The following is a 15,793-nucleotide window of genomic DNA, read 5'->3' on the forward strand; positions in this document are numbered from 1 at the left end:
CCCGCGAAAAAAGTGGAAAGTGAAAAATACCCGTGCAGCATGAATTGCTCATATCACTCCGGAAACGCGGAAAAAAACCTTTTCTCAGTCACCGGGCGGCGTCCGTGACATTTTAACGCCAAATTTTGCTCGACTAGGTAATACAAAACGACAAGATGTCCCCAACGACATCTACTGATCCATCATTATGGAAACGCCAGCATTTTTGAAGCCTATCCAGTCCTATCCCGGAGAAATCGTCCAGTTCATTGAGAGAATTCCGGGAATAGACGTTACCGGAGACCGCGAAACCGTGCTGGAACGGCTGGAACCGTACCATAAGGCGGAAGTGGAAGCTCTGGGCTGGCGGTGGAAAGACCTGCGCCGCGCCGAACAGGTGCACGGCACGAAAGTGGCCCTGGTGGGAGACATCGGCTCCAATTATCCTGTGGAGGGCGTAGACGGCCTGATTTGTTCCGGAGTTTCCGACTGCGTGCTTGCCATTTACGTGGCGGACTGCGCCGCCGTATGGCTGTACGACAAGGAAAACTGCCACCGTTCCCTGATTCATTCAGGCAAAACAGGAACCGCCGGCAATATCGTTTCCCAGACCATCAAGTCCATGAAAAAATACCTTGGGGTGGAACCGTCCAACCTGATTGCCGTCATTTCCCCCTGCATCCGCCCGCCTCATTACGAGGAAGACATCCCTACGGCCATCAAGGCACAGCTCCTTGAAGAGGGAGTCCCGGAAGAACAGATTCACGATTCAGGGCTGGACACGGCGGCGGATACCAAGCGCTTTTACTCCTACCGCATGGAAAAAGGGCAAACGGGCCGCATGCTGGCTCTTTTCGGCCCGGATCACGCTACGCGTCCGCATGCGATGATTCTTTAACAGCAGAAAGGCGGCACCTTTCATTCCTTCTACAGCGCATCACGATTCTGCCGTGGTGCGCTTTTCCGTCTTGTAGTCCATACCCGTCAGCGCTGGATGGGACCGGCCTGCAATCCCGCAGGGGACATGGCCGCCTCCCGCTTGCGGCAGGACCGCTCCGGTTATTCCGGACCCGATAATCCAAATTGCCGTTCCTGCATCCAAACAATCATTATATTTGCAATCATGGCAGTAACTATCAGCGATAATTATCAGGTAAAATACACCAGAAAATGGGGCACCCTGCTCCAGCAGCACGCCTCCCGGCTGGACAAGTATGTCAGCGTCATGCGCGACTTGAGCGGCAAGGTAGTATTTCTGGATCAATTCGGCGTTCTGGACTTCACGGAAAAAACCACACGTGTGGGACAGACCGTTTTGAACGAGGCTCCCACCACACGCCGCTCCATGCGGCCGCGCACGTTCACCAAAGCCATTGGCTACGATGAATTCGACGCCACCCGCCTGGGAGACATGGACCTTCCCGTCAGCAAGACGATTGAAGGCCTCCAGGCCGCGGCGGGCCGCCGCATGGATGACGTGATGATCTCCGGCTTTCTGGACACGAACTACGTGGGAGAAGACGGCATGACCGCCGTTCCGTTCAAGGAAAGCCAGCAAATAGCCGTGAATCACGTGGACAGCGGCACCAAGGCCGCCACCAACCTTACCGTGGCCAAGCTGCGCGCAGCCCTCCAGCTTTTTGAGGAAAACGAAGCCTGGAACCAGGATGCCCCGCAGTTCGGAGACCAGCTCGTCATTGCGGTAACCAGTTCCCAGATCATGAACCTGCTGCGGGAAACGGAGGTCAGCAGTTATGACTTCAATAATGTAAAAGCCCTGGTGGAAGGGAAAATAGATACCTTCATGGGATTCAAATTCATCCGCACCCAGAGGCTTCCAAAAACAGAGGAGGGCGTTCGTTCCTGCCTGGCCTGGGTAAAGAGCAAAGCCCAGTTTGGCATATGGAATGATTTCAAAGTGAAGCTTTCCGTACGAGACGATATGGAGGAAGCCCTGCAAATCCGGGCCAAGTTCGCCTGCGGCGCCACGCGCCTTCAGGAGGAAGGCTTTGTCAAAATCCTGTGCGACGAAGGAGCCAGCTAATCCACCCCTAATATCATAATACTCCCCCTCCGGAAAAGGGGAGCCGCCCCGGACCGCCTGCGGTCCGGGGTTTTGCTTTTGAGATGAGGGGCGCACGGAACATCTTATTTCGAGTTTTTCCGGGAAAGGAACGCAGGGGAAAGAGCATCTAAATCGCCCTAACGCCCCCATAAGGAAAAATCCATCACATACGCAGCAGATGCCGCCATATCCGCTACGCGCAGCAGAACGGATTTTTCCCCTTCCGCCGCCGGGCCCCCGTCAGCAGGGTTGGCACAGGAGGAAAAACACAGTTCCAAAAGGGGAGAAGGAAGGTGAACTGACATACTCTGCCCCAAAATGAAGCGGTACTCATTAATAGAAGATTGACCTTCCTTTCTTTGCTGGGATAGTAGGATGTATGCAGCAGATTGTACGTGAACATCAGGCCTATCCGCCGAAAATCGTTGCGTCCGTCACCTCATGGGAGCTATGGAAAACGCTGAAAGGAAAAGATTTAACAGACCTGTGCGATTTAGTGGAACTGCGTGTGGACGCCCTTCCCCCGGAACTCGCGACGGAGCAGGTCATGGAATTCCGGCCGGAGATGCCCCTGCTGATCACCGTGCGCTGCCATGAGGAAGGAGGACTGCGCCGCATGCCGGAAGAAGAGCGCTTTGCCCTGCTCCGGGCCTATATGCCGTACGCCGCCGCCATGGACATTGAAATCAGCGCCATGCGCCACGCCAGGGAACTGATTATGGAAGCGCGTGAACGGAACGTCACCGTCATTGGCTCCACCCATGATTTTCAAATTACTCCGGGCGTAGACTACCTGCGCGAACAGGAGAAAAAGGCGCGCGCCTACAAGGCGGATATCGTCAAATTCGCATTCACGCCCTGCCTCGCCTCGGACATCCAGACAGGAGTGCAGCTTTTCACCAAGCCCAAGGGACCAATCGCCGTCATGGGAATGGGCCCCATGGGTCCCGTCTCCCGCCTGCTTTACGCTCAACTGGGTTCCTGCCTGGTGTACGGCTACCTGGGAGAAGAGGAAACGGCCCCCGGGCAATGGCACGTCTCTCTCATTAAGGAAACCCTCCGCCGCCTCGGCCCCATCCTCCGCTGATTACGGAGACTTTCCGCACATGAATATCATTACTTCCGCCTTTCTGGCGGCACGCCCCAAGACGCTAACCGCCTCCCTGATTCCGGTATGGGCAGGGTGCATGGTGGTGCAGAAACTGACCGGCAGCTGGAACGCTCCCCGGGCCTTTTTGACGCTGGCTTCCTGCCTGTGCCTTCAGATTGCCTGCAATTTTTTCAATGACGCCATTGACCATGCCAAGCACGCCGATACGGAACGGCGGACCGGCCCCGTGCGCATGACGGCCAGCGGAGCCCTCTCCCATGGAACAGTCATGCTCATCGGCTTCTTCTTCCTGCTGGGAGCGTGCCTGCTGGCCTTTCCCCTCATCGAACTGCGCGGCTGGCCCATCTTCGCCATCGGCATCCCGTCCCTCTACTTCACCTATGGATACACGGGAGGGCCGTGGCCGCTGGCCTACAAAGGCCTGGGGGAAATCTTCGTCATCCTCTTCTTTGGACTGGTTGCCGTACTGGGAACCATTCTGGTGCAGATAGGCACGGCGCCCGTCGTTCCCGGCACGCTGGTGGAATCGCTTGCGGTATACAATGCCGGCATCGTAACGGGTATTCAATGCGGCCTCCTGTGCGCCGTCATGATATCCGTCAACAATATCCGCGACAGAAAGGAAGACCTCACCACGGGCAAGCGCACGCTGGCCGTGCGGCTGGGGGAAGGAAAGGCGCGCGCCATGGCCCAGTCCTTCATCCTGGCCGCCTACATCACGCTGCCTACATCCAGCCGGGCTCTTCACCTGAACCTGTCCCACACATGGTGGATGTGGATACCCTCCATTCTCTTCGGCGGGTATCTGATGCTCCTTATCCGCAAAACGCCTGCGGACAGCCGCATGAACAAGGTGCTGGCCCTCTCCTCCCTCCATCTGCTCCTGTATCTGGCTACCTACACAATTCTTCCCACACGCTGAAAAACTCTTTCCCCTGCCAGCGTAGTAACATACGTTCACCATGAATCCGCTTTCATTCATTCCCGCTTTCCTTATTCTCCCCGTCCTCTTCTCCTGCACCCAAAAAAGCAATCTGGAAATCGCCACCGGAAAAGTGACGACCATCAAACTGGGCAACGTGGTCCGCATCAAGGAAATCAACGTCCTTACCTCCACGGATGACGGCACCTTCGCCAACATGGCCGGAACGGCGGCGGAAGCCATGACTCCCGGCATCATCGGCATGGGGACCTCAAAACTGGCGTCCGCCACAGGCTCCATCGTGGACGGCAGGGTGGAAGCCGTCAAAATGATTCGCGTGCGCGTCAAGCTCAAGGATACGAACGAACTCGTGGAAGTGCAGCAGGAAGTAACGCCCAACTTTACCCTGAAAATAGGCCAGGAAGTCGTCATTACCCAGGGAAGCACGCCCGGCAATGTCTGGCCCGATTAACGGATATGAACCACGACGCGGCACCAGCCCCGCCGCACCGGGGCCTCCTGATTAAAAGCGCGGGCCTCCTGGTGGCCGTCTCCCCCCTCTGCGCATGGCCCCTCCGGGATATCCTCCCTTCCGCCGCGTTGCTGGCCCCCCTGTTTCTCGCCTCCGTATTCGCGGGAACGGCATGGGCCATGAAAAAAAACATCCATGAAACATTCCTGCCGGTACTTCCGGCGGTACGGGTTACCCTGGCCGCAGGGATGGCCTTCACAGCCGTCATCCTGTTTTCCCAGGCGGCTTTTATCTGGCTTCCCCTGATACTGGCAGGAACGGCAGCCATACCGCACGCATGGCTCATTCCTCTGGGGCATCTGAATCTTCTGGTCATCCTGTACTCCCTTCTCCTGCTGACCCTGTCGGCGTCTTATGCATGCCTGCTCTGCATCGGCAAGAAAAGCCCGACCGGCTGCTGAAAAAACGCAGGCGCCGGCTTGAATCCAGCCTTTCCCGGCGGAAACAACGCGACCCATCCTATCCGGTGAAAAATCCCTCAGCTCTCCCGCATCAGCCGGAACACGTCTTCCGGCCGCATCCCGGCGGCACGCATCTCCTGAAGGCTCAGGCTCCTGTCCCTCTTGGCAAGCCTCTTGCCGGAAGCGTCCTTCACCAGCCGGTGATGATACCACTGCGGAACAGGAAGCCCCAGCAGGGCCTGAAGCGTCCGGTGGATGCCCGTCACAGGGAATAAATCCTCACCACGGCTTACATGGGTGACACCCTGGGCAGCGTCGTCCACAACCACGGCAAGATGATAGCTGGCGGCGCAGTCCTTGCGCCCCAGAATCACATCCCCCAGTTCTTCCGGGCGGCAGACCTGATCTCCGAACCGCATGTCCCGCCACGGCAGGGGACCGGTAATCCGCGCCGCCGCACGGCAATCCAGCCGCCAGGAAAAAGGTTTGCCGGATTTGAGAAGCTCCTTCCTGCGCCCCTTGTCAAGCATCCGGCAAGTTCCCGGATATACGTCCACGCAGCCCCCCTGCGGCGCCCCGCCCATGGCGGCCACCTCCTCCGCAATCTCCCGGCGCGTGCAGAAACAGGGGTACAGCACGCCCCAATCCTTCAACGTCTGAAGGGCGTGTTCATAAGCGCTGAAGCGTGAAGACTGAACCATCATGGGACCGTCAAAGCGGATGCCCAGCCAGTCCAGATCGTTCAATATGCCCTGAACGAACTCCGGACGGCACCGTGTCTGGTCAATATCTTCCATCCTCAGCACGCACTTCCCGGAAAAACGGTCCGCCAGAGAACGGGCCTCCCATGCAGCCAGGGCATGCCCCAGATGGAGATTGCCTGTAGGGCTGGGAGCAAACCTTGTTATGATGGGGGAATCCATGCGGCGCACCAACAATAAAAAAGCGCAGAAACCTTTTCAAACCCTTTCCGGGAAATTATTGCGGCTTGACAGACAGAGGCCGGGAAAGTAGGAGAGTTGGACCCTTTCCCCACACCTTCAACTTTCAAGCCATGCTTTCTCTTCTCAACATCAACTTCGCCTCCGTTATAGGCTGGCTGGAATCAGCGGTCGCCCAGCAATGGATTGTCGGCATTCTGCTGGTCCTGTTATTTATCTGCTTCATCAAGGAATGGATGCCCGTGGAAATTACGGCCCTGACAGGCACCGCCGTCCTCATGCTTACGGGGATTCTGAACACGCGGGATGTGCTGTCCAGCTTTGCCAACAGCGGACCGCTGACCGTAGTGTGCATGTTCATTCTGAGCGCTTCCCTGGAAAGAACAGGATTGATAGGAGACCTTTCCAAACTGTTCAACAAGGTAGCCAAGGGAAGGGAACTGACTGCCCTGCTGGTCATCACGCTGGGAGCGTTCATGGTTTCCCCCTTCGTCAACAACACTCCGGTGGTCGTCATCCTGATGCCCATCGTGCTGGCCTTCTGCAGAGACCATAACATCGCGGCCTCCAAACTGCTCATCCCCCTCTCCTACGCCACCATTCTGGGGGGAACCTGCTCCGTGGTCGGGACATCCACCAACGTGGTCGTTCTCGGCCAGGTGCAGAAACTGGGTTATGACGGCATCCAGATGTTCACGGTAACGCCCATGGGCCTGATTTATGCGGCGGCGGGTCTGCTCTACCTCTGGACAATCGGCCGCAAATGGCTTCCATCCCGCCCCACCTTGTCCACCATGCTTCCGGGCGGCATCCAGCGCGATTTCCTGCTCCAGGTCAGGATTCCCGCGGATTCCCCCCACATCGGCACCACCCCCATCAACCTGATGCAATCCGAACTGCTGGGCACCAAAATCGTGGAAGTGCGCCGCAGGGGATTTTCCATGCAGGAGGAACTGCAGCACATCAACCTGGAAGAAGGAGACCGCATTCTTTTCCTGTGCAACGCCAGAAAAGTCAACCAGGTACGGGAAGCCAAAGGCGTGGACCTGGGCTGGGACGACAGCCGCGGGCTGGAAACGCTGGAACAGCGCGACGTGCAAATCGTGGAAGGCATGATCGCCAATAATTCCGAATTCTCCGGACTCTCCCTGTCCGAACTCAAGCTGCGCCAGCGATTCAACATTTTCGTGCTCGCTATCCACAGGCAGGGCAAAAACATCACGGACATGGGGCCGAATACCAAGCTGGCGGCAGGGGACACGCTTCTTCTGGAAGGACCGCAGGAAGGAATGAACCGCATCCTGACCAAGCAGCGCATCATCCCCCTGAGCCAGCGCCCCGCGGAAGCGCACAACCGCAGCAAACAGGGCTGGGCCATCCTGGCTATGGGGCTGTTCATTTTTATCGGCCTGCTGGGGTCCTTTGAGCAATACGGGGAATTCTTCAAATTCTTCGCGCGTTTCAACCCTTTCTATCTCGCATTCATCGGAGCTCTTATCGTCATCATCTCCGGCTGCATCAAGCCGAAGGAAGCCTACCAGGCGGTGGACTGGGGCATTATTTTCCTGATCCTGGGCATGCTGTGCGTGGGGGAAGCCATGAGCAAAACCGGGCTTGCCAAAGCCATCGCGTTCGGCGTAGTGGATAACATAGGCCCGTTGGGGTGCCTGGTCGCCATCTCCGGTCTGTATCTGCTCTGCTCCATTCTGACGGAGATGATCTCCAACAATGCCGTAGCCGCCGTCATGGGGCCGCTGGCTTATGAAATGGCCCTGCAATTCGACGCCAACCCCGTTCCCTTCATTCTGGCCGTCATGTTTGGCGCCAGCGCCAGTTTCTCCACCCCTATCGGCTACCAGACCAACACTTACGTGTACAATGCGGGCGGCTACAAATTTAAGGACTTCGTCAAAGTGGGGCTTCCCCTCAATCTGCTCCTCTGGGTTATTTTCACCTGCGCTATCGGCTGGCTGTATCCGTTCAAGTAAAAAATACTTCCCGGCCAACGGAAAAGGAACCAAAGCTTCCGGCTGAATTTGCGCAACGGATACAAGGAAGCGGGACAGCATCTGACCTACCGGGGCGCCTCATTCGAGGCGCTTCGCCTGGAGGATCATTTCAGCATCGAATTATTCAAAAAGCTGATGAATACCCTGCCCGTCAAGAATTCCGGCCCGCCTTTCTTCACGCAAGCTTAAGCGGAGGAAAGGAAATCACATATCATCCGAATATGGGAAGAGAGCCAATTCCAAATGTTTCGGAACCGGAGCAGCCATTCCGGATGCCATGAGACTGGGAGGAAAACACAGTTCCCCCAGTAAACACGCAAAACCTTAGTCCCGCATCAGCCCCACCCGCATGGACTGGCATTTGAGCAGGGCGCAAAAGGAAGCATAATCCGCCTCGCGGTCAGCAGAAACCAGGCAGTACCGGTACTGCGGCAGGCAGGCGTCTTCCTGTTCCGCATTGCGAAGGCGCAGGGCGATGGTTTCCGCTCCATCCGTCTGCCGGCCGCAAAGGCGGTTTTTAAGCTCTTCCTGCGGCACGTAAATGTAAACGTCCGCGTAACAAAGGGGAAGAATTCCCTCATGGCAGGAACGGACTTGCCCGGCCCCCTGCACGTCGATATCCATCACCACGTTTTTCCCCTGTTCCAGAAGATTCAAAATATCCGCTTTCAGCGTGCCGTAGCGATTGCCGTGCACCTCCGCGTATTCCAGAAAATCCCCCCGCTCCACCCTGGCGTCAAATTCGGTGGCAGTCAGGAAATGGTAATCCACCCCATTGACTTCCCCCGGCCTGGGCTGGCGCGTCGTGCAGGAAATACTGTACACGCACAGGCCGTTTTCCGTCGCGCGGCGGCACAACGTCGTCTTCCCGGAACCGGAAGGTCCGGATACCACCAGCAACGTTCCCAATGGCTGTTTCATGGCTGTCATTCGATGTTCTGAACTTGTTCCCTGATTTTTTCCAGCTCCGTCTTGGCGGCCACAACCAGATGGGCCAGCGTGGAATCGTTCGCCTTGGAGCCGATGGTGTTGAATTCCCGGAAGATTTCCTGGCAGAGGAAATCCAGAGGCCTGCCCGCGGGAGCGGAGGAACCGCACAAAGTACGGAACTGGTCAAAATGGGAGGAGAGACGGGTAATCTCCTCGGAAATATCGCACTTGTCCGCAAACAGGGCTACTTCCCGGATGATGCGCTCATCATCCGCGGAAACGGACAGGTCGGCATCCGCCAGGCGCTTAAGCATGGCCTCCCGGAGCCTGACAGGAACGGAAGGTGCATGTTCCGCAATACGGAGGCGGAATTGTTCCAGGACATCCAGCTTGCCAAGAACGTCCGCTTTCAGGTTGGCGCCTTCCGCCGCGCGCATGGAGATAAAATCCTCCAGGGCGGCTTTAAGAGCCTTTGCCACCACTGGCCACGCTTCTTCAGGAGAAAGGGACGCTTCCGCCGCGGTAGTAACGATATCCAGCCTCAGCAGGTCGGACGCCTGGAGGGGCAGCGGTTGACCTGTCAGGCCAGACGCACGGTTCAACAGCTCCGCCAGGGAAGCCAGTTTTTTCTCATCAAGCTGGAGGGAGCCGTCCGCTTCCTCCAGACGCTCCACGGAAATGGAGACGCCTACGCGGCCGCGGGAAACGGCCCCCTGCACGATGGGGCGCACGGAGGCGTCCCATTCCGCACAGCCGCGCGGCACGTTGACGGCGATTTCCGTTTGTTTGCGGTTAACGCCTGATATTTCAACAAGAATATTGTAACGGTCTGTCTGGGCAGCGGCTCTGCCGAAGCCGGTCATGCTGTTCATGGATACGGGTCAGGTTTGGATTAAGAACGGGAGTAGGCCTTGCGCACTTCATCCGCCACGATGGAAAGCCCCTTGCGCAGGAGTTCCTCCGTCTGGGTAAAGCTGATGCGGATGCATTCATGACGGTGCGGCCAAGGTTCCCCCTCCTCCGGAAGGGCGAAGAAAAAGTGATGGCCGGGATTTACAAAACAGCCCCGGGACTTGCACCGTTCGTAAAGCTCCTGGCACGTGATGGGCAACCCCTCAAACCACAGCCACAGGAACATGGCGCCCTCACTCTTATGAACGCGCCAGGGGATGGAGTCTCCGAAGAGTTCCGGCAGCAGGGACAGGGCGAATTCCGCCCGGCCGCGGTAAAACGGCGTAAGGGTCTCACGGCAGACTCTATCCAGAGTGCCGTCTTCCAGGTAAGGCGTCACCAGAGCCTGGCCCAGATTGTTCGGACACAGGGAGGATGTGGTCACCATGCTCACTACGGCACGAATGATATCCGGGCGAGCAATGACAATGCCGGTGCGCGTGCCGGGCAACCCGATCTTGGACAGGCTCATGGTCAGAATCATGTTTTCATCCCAGGCCGGGGTTACGGGCACAAAACAAATATTGGGCAGCGGAGGTCCGTAAGCATTGTCGATCATCAGGGGAACCCCGGCGCGGGAAGTCATTTCCCGCAGAAGCCCCAATTCTTCATCCGTCACCACGTTCCCGGTGGGATTCGTAGGCCGGGACATGCAGACGGCGGCCGTTTCCGGACGTATGTCCAGACGGTCAAAATCAATCACATACTTGAACGTGTGCTCGTCCAGCATGCGTATGCCGGGCCGGATGCCCCGGAACATGACGCCGCCGCACAGGGATTGGGACTGGTATCCCACATAATCCGGGCACAGGGGAAAAAGGATTTCACGCATAGCGCCGTCCGGGCACGGACCCGCCAGCATGTTAAACAGGGTAAAGCAGGCCATCTGGCCGCCCTGGGTGATTGCCACATTTTCCGGCGTCAGGTTCCATCCGCAACGTTCATTGAGGAAATGCACCAGCGCACGGATGAAAGCGGGATCCCCGCCCGGATGGGCATAATGGCCCACCAGCACGTCAAATTTTCCATTCCGCACCAGTTCCTCCATGCTGCGGCGCCAAAGTTCCGTCACCTCAGGAATAACGGCGGGGCTCCCGCCGTTCAACTGGCACAGGCCTGCGTCTCCCGAATGAAGGGCCTTAAACAAATCCTCCATCAAATCATCAATACCCGTTCTGGCCGTCAGATGGCCTCCGATCTCCGATAATTGCATCATGCCGCAGGCATTGTAGCCGCATACGCGTTTTATGCGAGAAAAATCATTGTCCCGCAGGGCGCATGAACGGTTTGACTTTCCCCTCCGTTAATGTTCATAATCCTAGGCATGTTCAACATCGTGCGATTCACCAGGCGTACCTGTCCGGCTCTGGCCCTCACGCTGGCCCTTACTTCGTGCGACAGCAGTACGAATGAAGCTCTGACCTCCTTCCTGACGGGAAATTCATCCCAGGAACACCAGCAGCTCCAGGCCCAGCTCCAGCAGATGAAAAACGCTCTGGCCCAGACGGAACAGGAAATAAGCCAGGCGGAATCCCACGACGCCCGCGTAAATTACAATCTTCAGAAAAGACTTTCCAACCCGGGAAAAATCACGACGCCCTTCACGGTGAAGGATATAGACATCCTGCCTTCCAAACGCCGCGACTTCGAGCACCTGTGCTTTGACATTGAAGACATGCGCAAAACGCTGGCGCAGCGCAAGCAGGAATTCCACGCCCTGCAATACCAATATAACGCGTATGCGGCCAAACTGGCCGAATTCAAACAGACCCACCCGGTAGATTAACATCCATTCCTGCGCATTCCATGACCGACGCCCCCGCACCCAGCCAGCCGTCCGGCGAAACCCTTCCCCCCGCTGAAGACGAAACCCGCTTTGCTCCCAAGGAAAACGGAGGGGAACACAAGGAAGAAAACCCCGCCCCCGCCATCAAAAAACGTCTGAAAACACCTCTGGACGTCATCTCGGAACACGCTGTGGAAGAAGAATCCGCCCGGCAGGAGGATTCCGAACGGAAAGCCAGGGGAGACGCTCTTTTCTGGAACCTCTGCCTGGGTCTGTTCGCCCTTATCGTCATCAGCGCCGGCTACATTGTTTATGAGAAATTTTCCCAGCTTCCGGATCCGGTCAAAGACTCGCGGGAAGCTTTGGAAGCCAATCATGCCCAGCTTCTGAAAAAGCAGGAACAGCTCAGGGAAATACGGAACAGGACCGCGCCCAAGGAACAGCTTCTCAGCCTTCTGGATATCTTTGAACACACGGCGTCCGACCTGGAAGAGACTCAAAAGTCCATTGAAAAAGAGAAAATGCGCGTGGCCGGCATCCGGGGGGAAATCCGCTCCTACTTCGAACGCTACCGCCAACACGCCAGAGCCAAGGCACGCGGCCGCAAGTTTGACATTCTGAAGACATCCCATTCCGGCAAAACTTATTTGAATGTGGAAATCACCCGCGTGGAAAATGAATTCGTGCGCATTATGCACGAACAGGGAAGCACCTCCATTCCTGCCGGAGATCTTCCTGACGACATCCGGGAAATGCTGGCCTACGGCGATCCGCTGAATATTACGGCCATGAACCAGACGGACGCCTCCCTCAAGGCTCCCGTCATCCGCAAGGCGTCCTCGCCAGTCCCGGCGGCAGCCTCCGCGCCCCAGCCCGCTAAAAAGAAAGTGGTGGTGGAAGATCTGGAGCCGCCTGCCGGAAAACCGAAAATTGAAACGCCCACCCACACGGGAGATTCCGGCAATCCCTCTTCCGGAAACATGTGGGTTCCCCCCGCCCACTCTCCGCTTCCTCCCATGCAATAATGAACTCCCGCCATGAAAAAAATCATACATCCCCTTGCGGCCATATTCCTAGCCTGGGGTGCCGGCGCCTCCGAAACATGGTGCGCGAACCCCGCGGAAGCCATGCAGAAAGCTGCCGCGCAGAATAAGGGAGTGATGCTGGAATTCACCGGTTCCGACTGGTGCGGAGCCTGCATCATGCAGAAAAAACAGGCTCTTGCCCTTCCCGAAATTCAAACAGCCATCTCCCGTTCCTTTATTCCCGTGGAGCTGGACTACCCGCGTAAAAAACAGCAGGACGCACAGACAAAATCTTCTCTGGAAAACTATAAAAAATCCTACGGCATCACCGGATTCCCCACGCTGGTGTTTGCGGACGCCCATGGGCGCCCCGTCCACACCGTTACAGGTTACGCCAATCCTGACCAGGTTATGCAGGATACGAAAAAAGCGGAGGAAGCGCTCAACACGCAGCAGGCCCTGACGGACAAGCTGGAGAAAAAACTCACTGACCGGCAGCGGCGGGACACGCTGGTCCAGTTGCTGAAAACGGTTCCCCAATCCAGCATCCGCACTTTCTACAAGCCGGCTCTGGCAGAACTGGAAAAACTGGACCCGCAGGACGCTTCAGGAATTCTTTCCGAACTGAACAGGAACAATCTGCTCCATGCCCAGATATTGGAATGGGCCGATACGTTCCGTCGGAAAAACGTTCACATTCTGGCGGAACAAAATCCTGATGAAGCGCTTTCCATCATGGACAGTTACTTGCAAAAGGACGGGCTTCTTCCGGAAGTCAAACAAGCCGTTCTCATGCAAAAAGTGAACCTGCTCATGCGGCAAAACAGGGTCAATGAATTGGAACGGCTTCTCCAAAAAGGCGCTGCGCTCCTTCCGGAAAGTTTTGAAGGAAAAGCGTTCAGCAGGCTTCTGGACAAGCTGCCTGAAATCAAAAAGGAACGGGGCCACCTGAAGCCGGGGGAAGAACCACCCCTGCCCCCCGGCGCTATCCGGGCCGTGAAAATGATTGTTCCCCCGGCATCCGCGAAATAAGACAACCCTCTCTTTACTGTCGGGGGCATCCCTGCCCGGCAGGTGCACACATGGACCTTTCCGCCAATCACATTCTCGTTGTCTTCCTGCTCACCACACTGGCAGGTCTCGCCACCGGCATAGGAGGCTTCATCGCCTTCTTCATGAAAAGGACGGACACGAAGGCACTTACTTTCGTTCTGGGATTATCCGGCGGAGTCATGGTATATATCTCCCTGGTGGAGCTGCTGGGAGAAGCCCAGCACAGGTTGATGGAGTTCGAAGGCCATACGGCAGGCTCCTGGATTGCCATTGCTTCCTTCTTCGGAGGAATTGCCGTGGCGGCTCTCATTGACTATCTGGTTCCGGAAGACGAAAACCCGCACGAAGCGCGCGGCCCGGAAGACATCCATGGACAAGCCAGCGGTGAATTTTCCTCCTCCCGAATTAAAAGGTCCGGAATTCTGTTCGCCCTGGCTATCGGCATCCACAATTTTCCGGAAGGAATCGCCACTTTTGCCGCCGGATTGGACTCCCTGACCTTGGGCACCTCCATCGCCCTGGCCGTAGCCGTCCATAACATTCCGGAAGGAATCGCCGTGGCGGTACCTCTTTACTACGGTACGGGCAGCCGTAAAAAGGCCCTCTGTTATTCCTTCCTCTCCGGCCTGGCGGAACCGATGGGAGCAGCCATCGCCATGTTCTTCCTGTTCCACTTCCTCACACCTACCGTACTCGCGGTTCTCTTCGCCTCCGTTGCAGGCATCATGGTCTTCATCTCCTTTGACGAACTGCTGCCCATGGCGGAACGCTGGGGACACCATCACATTTCCATCATGGGCATCATCGCCGGAATGCTGCTGATGGCCATTGTCCTGATCTAAACCTGCTTCAGGAGAAAAATTTCCGTGTCCTGGGCGCAGGCGCATTGAGCATTCCCCGGCATCAGGGAGTCTAAACGGAAACCCCCTTTTTATCCATGCCGGAATCTCCTGCTTCTCCTGCCGTTTCTCCAGTTTCCACGCAGGCATCTTCCTTTTCTTCCCCCCTCTCCTGCTGGAAAAAAGGTTTTCTTCATTATGCGAATTTTCGGGGCTGCGCTTCCCGGGCGGAATTCTGGTGGTTCATGGCTCTTCCCCTTCTGGCGCTGATTCCAGCTCTGGCGGGGTATATCCTGACGGACTGGCTGCACATTCCGGATACAAGATTGAGCATCTACGGAGACGCTTTAACCATCCTCCTGTGGGCGGTGTTGCTCATCCCAAGCATCTCAGCCGCGTTCAGGCGCCTGCATGATACAGGCAGAAGCGGACTCTGGCTTCTTACCCTTTTTATTCCCTTCGGACTGGGGCACTTGACCTTTTTTTATCTGACGCTGGGAGAAAGAAAAACGGACGGCAACAAATACAGCCGCCGCCCGGAGCCCCAACCGGCTGATTCCCCTGCCGGAGAATTGAAAGGACAACCGCTGACCCCGTTTTACCTTTACTGGCTCATCAGCCTGAGAAAACTGAATACGGTGGCAGGACGCGCGTCCCGGTCGGAATTCTGGTCCTTTTTCCTCCTCTCCATCCTCCTGTTCCTGCCGCTGGGCTACAGCATGGTAGACGTTGACAGCCGTCCGACGGGTTTCTACACCTCTCCTGCCCTCCAAATCCTGTTGTATGCCGCCCATCCGCAAGATGCTCTGATTCTACTGGCTCATTCCTGCTTCAATCCCACCTTTTACTTCTTCTATCAATCCGGAGAGCTGAGCATGCTTTCCCTGGAGCTTCTGGCGGCTGTGGCGGGGCTCAATATTCTCTTCAATCTGCCGGTCGCCGTGCGCCGCCTGCATGACAGCAATCTGAGCGGGAAATTCATCCTGATTCCCATTCTTATTTTCATCGTCACTTTCCTGCTGATTTTCCTGCTGCGCCTGGTCCCGGAAGATATGGCGCCCTACCTGAACTACCTGGGAATGGTGTCCAGCCTGATGGATTTGCTTTCCATCCTCTTCCTGTCCATGATGCTTCTTAAAAGCTCTCCAGGCCCCAATGAATACGGCGCGCTTCCACAAAAAATAACCGTATCCTGATTCCAGGATACGGTTGGAAGACAAGCAAAGCCCCACCGGGTAACAATCAGTTT

The 15,793-nt window shown here is 56.7% G+C and carries 17 protein-coding genes; 12 read left to right on the forward strand and 5 right to left on the reverse strand.

Going from position 1 to position 15,793, the window contains the following annotated elements:
* Positions 1-187 precede the first annotated feature (187 nt).
* Positions 188-877, forward strand: coding sequence for a polyphenol oxidase family protein (locus CI070_RS09260; RefSeq protein ID WP_094135290.1), 690 nt, complete (start codon positions 188-190; stop codon positions 875-877).
* Between the two features lie 225 nt (positions 878-1,102).
* On the forward strand, positions 1,103-2,023 hold the full coding sequence (locus CI070_RS09265; protein ID WP_143245492.1) for a phage capsid protein: 921 nt from the start codon (positions 1,103-1,105) through the stop codon (positions 2,021-2,023).
* Positions 2,024-2,181: 158 nt separating this feature from the next.
* On the opposite strand, the gene CI070_RS13640 is transcribed toward CI070_RS09265, so the two are convergent.
* Positions 2,182-2,349 carry a hypothetical protein gene (locus CI070_RS13640; RefSeq protein WP_179218283.1) on the reverse strand — a complete coding sequence of 56 codons (168 nt, stop codon included), beginning with the start codon at positions 2,347-2,349 and terminating at the stop codon, positions 2,182-2,184.
* 74 nt (positions 2,350-2,423) lie between these two features.
* Between CI070_RS13640 and CI070_RS09270 the strand changes: the two genes are divergently transcribed.
* From CI070_RS09270 to CI070_RS09285, 4 genes are read left to right on the forward strand one after another with little or no spacing between them, the layout of a single operon-like run.
* Positions 2,424-3,131, forward strand: coding sequence for a type I 3-dehydroquinate dehydratase (locus CI070_RS09270; RefSeq protein WP_094135292.1), 708 nt, complete (start codon positions 2,424-2,426; stop codon positions 3,129-3,131).
* 19 nt (positions 3,132-3,150) lie between these two features.
* The gene (gene menA, locus CI070_RS09275; protein ID WP_094135293.1) at positions 3,151-4,077 is read left to right on the forward strand and encodes a 1,4-dihydroxy-2-naphthoate octaprenyltransferase; all 927 of its coding nucleotides are present in this window, start codon (positions 3,151-3,153) and stop codon (positions 4,075-4,077) included.
* 40 nt (positions 4,078-4,117) lie between these two features.
* Entirely contained in the window at positions 4,118-4,549 is a 432-nt protein-coding gene (locus tag CI070_RS09280) for a hypothetical protein (protein WP_094135294.1), read from the forward strand.
* 5 nt (positions 4,550-4,554) lie between these two features.
* Positions 4,555-5,010, forward strand: coding sequence for a hypothetical protein (locus CI070_RS09285; RefSeq protein ID WP_094135295.1), 456 nt, complete (start codon positions 4,555-4,557; stop codon positions 5,008-5,010).
* A gap of 77 nt (positions 5,011-5,087) precedes the next feature.
* On the opposite strand, the gene gluQRS is transcribed toward CI070_RS09285, so the two are convergent.
* Positions 5,088-5,933, reverse strand: coding sequence for a tRNA glutamyl-Q(34) synthetase GluQRS (gene gluQRS, locus CI070_RS09290; protein ID WP_094135398.1), 846 nt, complete (start codon positions 5,931-5,933; stop codon positions 5,088-5,090).
* Positions 5,934-6,064: 131 nt separating this feature from the next.
* Between gluQRS and CI070_RS09295 the strand changes: the two genes are divergently transcribed.
* Positions 6,065-7,939 (forward strand): SLC13 family permease, encoded by a 1,875-nt coding sequence (locus CI070_RS09295; RefSeq protein ID WP_094135296.1) that lies wholly within the window; start codon positions 6,065-6,067, stop codon positions 7,937-7,939.
* Positions 7,940-8,284: 345 nt separating this feature from the next.
* Here CI070_RS09295 and gmk read toward each other — a convergent pair whose 3' ends face one another.
* Genes gmk through CI070_RS09310 form a run of 3 tightly spaced genes read right to left on the reverse strand, consistent with a single transcriptional unit; the run spans position 8,285 to position 11,057 of the window.
* On the reverse strand, positions 8,285-8,881 hold the full coding sequence (gmk, locus tag CI070_RS09300) for a guanylate kinase (RefSeq protein ID WP_256943504.1): 597 nt from the start codon (positions 8,879-8,881) through the stop codon (positions 8,285-8,287).
* Positions 8,882-8,886: 5 nt separating this feature from the next.
* Positions 8,887-9,762, reverse strand: a complete 876-nt coding sequence (locus tag CI070_RS09305) for a YicC/YloC family endoribonuclease (RefSeq protein ID WP_094135298.1) — start codon at positions 9,760-9,762, stop codon at positions 8,887-8,889.
* A 20-nt stretch (positions 9,763-9,782) separates the two neighbouring features.
* The gene (locus CI070_RS09310; protein WP_094135299.1) at positions 9,783-11,057 is read right to left on the reverse strand and encodes a valine--pyruvate transaminase; all 1,275 of its coding nucleotides are present in this window, start codon (positions 11,055-11,057) and stop codon (positions 9,783-9,785) included.
* 108 nt (positions 11,058-11,165) lie between these two features.
* Between CI070_RS09310 and CI070_RS09315 the strand changes: the two genes are divergently transcribed.
* The 5 genes from CI070_RS09315 (at position 11,166) to CI070_RS09335 (ending at position 15,740) form a co-directional block, all read left to right on the forward strand.
* Positions 11,166-11,627: a hypothetical protein gene (locus tag CI070_RS09315; RefSeq protein WP_143246909.1), complete on the forward strand. Its 462-nt coding sequence runs from the start codon at positions 11,166-11,168 to the stop codon at positions 11,625-11,627.
* Positions 11,628-11,647: 20 nt separating this feature from the next.
* On the forward strand, positions 11,648-12,652 hold the full coding sequence (locus tag CI070_RS09320) for a hypothetical protein (RefSeq protein WP_094135301.1): 1,005 nt from the start codon (positions 11,648-11,650) through the stop codon (positions 12,650-12,652).
* Positions 12,653-12,664: 12 nt separating this feature from the next.
* Entirely contained in the window at positions 12,665-13,684 is a 1,020-nt protein-coding gene (locus CI070_RS09325) for a thioredoxin family protein (protein WP_094135302.1), read from the forward strand.
* 50 nt (positions 13,685-13,734) lie between these two features.
* Complete coding sequence (zupT, locus tag CI070_RS09330; protein ID WP_094135303.1) at positions 13,735-14,547, forward strand: zinc transporter ZupT; 813 nt, start codon at positions 13,735-13,737, stop codon at positions 14,545-14,547.
* A gap of 95 nt (positions 14,548-14,642) precedes the next feature.
* Positions 14,643-15,740, forward strand: coding sequence for a DUF805 domain-containing protein (locus CI070_RS09335; protein ID WP_094135304.1), 1,098 nt, complete (start codon positions 14,643-14,645; stop codon positions 15,738-15,740).
* Positions 15,741-15,793: the final 53 nt, after the last annotated feature.

This window comes from Akkermansia muciniphila, from assembly GCF_900184965.1.
Taxonomy (GTDB): Bacteria; Verrucomicrobiota; Verrucomicrobiia; order Verrucomicrobiales; family Akkermansiaceae; genus Akkermansia; species Akkermansia muciniphila_A.